Origin of the sequence: Parabacteroides hominis (assembly GCF_014287585.1) — a bacterium.
In the GTDB taxonomy this organism is placed as follows: Bacteria; Bacteroidota; Bacteroidia; order Bacteroidales; family Tannerellaceae; genus Parabacteroides; species Parabacteroides hominis.
Window position 1 is genome coordinate 1 of sequence record NZ_JACOOJ010000087.1, and the last position, 2,685, is coordinate 2,685.

Consider the following 2,685-nt stretch of genomic DNA (forward strand, 5'->3'; position numbering starts at 1 on the left):
ACTCTGTCCCTTGCCAATGGAGGTAAACCGATCAACGCCCAGCGCACGGTTACGGCTCATTCTCCTCTGACGGAAGACTTGGACGAAGAAATGAAGCTGATGGAGGAAGAGGAAGATACAGCTGCGCAACGCAATAATATGGTTGGTCTGACAATGGGATATGGAGAATGAAAGAACTATCGTTTCATGAGCAGCAGTTCCTGCAACGTTTATTTCGGCAGCAAGGTAGCATAAAGTATTCGTTTGACGAGTTTGTCCGTAGGATCGGGCCTCTTTTGACTAAATGGTCGGATCATGGCGGTGACCGTGTATGGATAGGTAATGCTACTATTGAAAAGCAAATTGAACGCCTGTTGGATGATTTACACACGCAGCTCGTAAGCAATATATCCAATACGGCTACTGATGTATGGAATTTAGGCAATAAGAAAGCGGATGAATTGGTAGCGGGCTATATCAAGGATATGGCCATATCCACTACGCTAAGGGAAAAGTTGTTTTCCCGGAATGGCGATGCGCTGAATACCCTGTTGAAGCGTAAAGATGAATTTGGCAAAACTATATCCTCCCGTGTCTGGGATATAACGGACGGGGCTATGGATAATCTGGAGTATTACCTTTCTTCGGGTTTGTCTTCCGGCCGTCCGGCCGCGTTGATTAGCCAAGATATACGGCAATTGCTAAACGAACCCAACCGTCGTTTTCGCCGTGTAAGGGACGCGAGTGGCAAATTGGTTCCATCCCAGCCGATGAAAGACTATCATCCGGGGCAGGGCATTTATCGTTCGTCTTATAAGAACGCCCTTCGCTTGGCGGCAACGGAAACAAATAAGGCTTTTCGAACTGCCGATTACGAACGTTGGCAGAATATGGACTTCGTGACCGGGATAGAGGTGGAACGTTCACCATCGAATCACGGTTCGTGTCCTGTGTGTGATGCAAAGGCTGGCCAATACTCGAAGGATTTTAAGTTTACGGGCTGGCATCCGTTCTGCATCTGCATAGCTACGCCGGTCATGATGGATCATGAGGAGTTTGCGGAATGGTTGCTGGGGGATGGAAAACCAAAGGATTCGATTAAAGTAGCGTCCGGTAAAGCGAGATTTAAGGAGATCAAGGAAAAGGCTTCTTTATTAAAACAAACTGTTATTCGGAATAAAGATTTTCGAAAAGATATACAGATTACCGGTCGTGGTATAAAAGAGTGGTTGAACCAGCCACACAAATATTACGAGAAGAAGAATGAAATGCTTTTGGATATAGCTTCTGTGATAAAGGAGGCCGAATATCTTGGTTGCGGAAATGATAAGCACGGATATAATGCTATTGTTCACTTATTCGAAACAACGATAGAAAATGAAAAATCCTGGATTCTTGTAAAAGAACAAGCCGATGGAAGTACGACCTTATATAGCATTTCGGACAGTATAAATATTTTAAGGTTATTGGAAAAGAAGAAAGGCGATTCATAAGTAGCCCCGTGGAACTACAATCCACGACTTGCTTATAAACCGCCTTCTTTTTGCAAAAATATAAATAATCTCCTAATTGTCTAACGATTTCGGAATTTTAATCGTCAAGATAGAGAAAAGACTATTTATCCTTTCGCTTTTTGCGTCTGCAATTTCGATTTTAATTTCTCAGCTTCCTTTTGCATATTTTCGGAAGCATGTTTGATGTAGTATAACATTCCTTCGGTTCTTCCGATTTCTCGACCGTTATTGAATGCGGTTTGTAGTTCTGGAGTGGAGTACTTACCCATTTCGGAGGGTTTAGCCGTCCTTTTGCCGTTACTATTGTTGGCGGCATTGGAATCCTTGGAATTGATAGACATAATCAATTATAATAAAAAAGATATTCGTGCCTTTCCTGCTGTCTATCACATTCCAAGGGATGCTGTGGTTCCATTACAGTTCCACACAGGGGTACACGAATACCAAGTATCGTTATACAATAAATGCATGTGCACAAAAAATGTCCACATCCCTTAGTTAAATATGATAGACACCACAAAGATGAACACTTATTCTGAATCCTGCAAGAAAAAACTTTTCCTCCCTTATATTTTAAACAGAAAACTCTTATGACAATTTTAGATTTAATCAAGGCGGCCTGTAAGACAAAAGGCGTGCCGGAGAAGTATGCGGAACGTATTCAGAAGACGTTCAAGATCGAAAAGGCTGAAGGAATGGAGGCTTTCGTGGAGCTATTCAAGGAAAATATCCTTCCGGCTATCCAGGAAGCGGAGAATGAAGCGAAAAACACAGCTGAAACGGCTGCGGTCGCTGCATACGAAGCCAAATACGGATTGAAGGAGGGTAAATCGGTAGAAGATCCGGATAAGAATAAGAAAACGGAAGAAGAGTTGTTGAAGGATCTTAGCCCGGAAGTAAAAGCTTATCTGGAAAGTATGAAGAAGAGCGTCGATGACATGGCTAAGAAGGTGGGCGACTCCATCACCAACTCGACAAACGAAGCAAAGAAAGAGACTGCCCGCAAGCAGTTGAAGGATGCCGGTCTCCCGGATAGCTGGTTAGGACGTGTTGACTTGGCTTCTGAAACCTCTATCGAGGATCAGATCAAAACACTGTCCGAAGAATATACCGGAATCCAGCAAAAGGCGATCGATGATGCCGTAGCCCGTGGCGATTACGCTCCCGGTTCCGTAAATCTTCAGGACCGTTC

Annotated in this window: 3 protein-coding genes; 2 read left to right on the forward strand and 1 reads right to left on the reverse strand. The window is 43.6% G+C overall.

The genetic code is table 11. The features are described from left to right. Positions 1-167 precede the first annotated feature (167 nt). Positions 168-1,472: an LPD3 domain-containing protein gene (locus tag H8S65_RS20725; RefSeq protein WP_186931702.1), complete on the forward strand. Its 1,305-nt coding sequence runs from the start codon at positions 168-170 to the stop codon at positions 1,470-1,472. Positions 1,473-1,597: 125 nt separating this feature from the next. On the opposite strand, the gene H8S65_RS20730 is transcribed toward H8S65_RS20725, so the two are convergent. Further along, complete coding sequence (locus H8S65_RS20730) at positions 1,598-1,834, reverse strand: hypothetical protein (RefSeq protein WP_186931703.1); 237 nt, start codon at positions 1,832-1,834, stop codon at positions 1,598-1,600. Positions 1,835-2,083: 249 nt separating this feature from the next. On the opposite strand from H8S65_RS20730, the gene H8S65_RS20735 reads away from it, so the two are divergent. Beyond that, positions 2,084-2,685: hypothetical protein (locus H8S65_RS20735; RefSeq protein ID WP_186931704.1), on the forward strand; the 602-nt coding region annotated here is incomplete at its 3' end.